We start from the raw sequence: 280 nt of genomic DNA on the forward strand, positions 1-280 counted from the left end.
CCAGTATATGTTTTAGCAAGTTTAATCGCCGCTTCTGTAGCATCTGCACCAGATGGTCCACAGAACTGTAAGCAATATTCTTCTTTACCGCCTGGCAAGTAAGCCAAAAGTGCTTCAGTAAAAGCATCTTTTAAAGGAGTCGTTAAGTCTAAAGTATGCAAAGGCAAGCCACTTGCCAATGTATCTTGAATACTTTGAATCACCGCAGGATGATTATGACCTAAAGCCAATGTTCCTGCCCCAGCTAAACAGTCGAGGTATTGAGTACCCTCAACATCTG

The 280-nt window shown here is 42.5% G+C and carries 1 protein-coding gene; it reads right to left on the bottom strand.

Going from position 1 to position 280, the window contains the following annotated elements:
- A partial coding sequence (locus tag ACOSDR_RS20320; protein ID WP_420732361.1) for an aminotransferase class III-fold pyridoxal phosphate-dependent enzyme occupies window positions 1-280 on the bottom strand: 280 nt, incomplete at both ends.

Source organism: Hwanghaeella sp. 1Z406 (assembly GCF_048892425.1).
Classification (GTDB): domain Bacteria; phylum Pseudomonadota; class Alphaproteobacteria; order UBA8366; family Aestuariispiraceae; genus Pacificispira.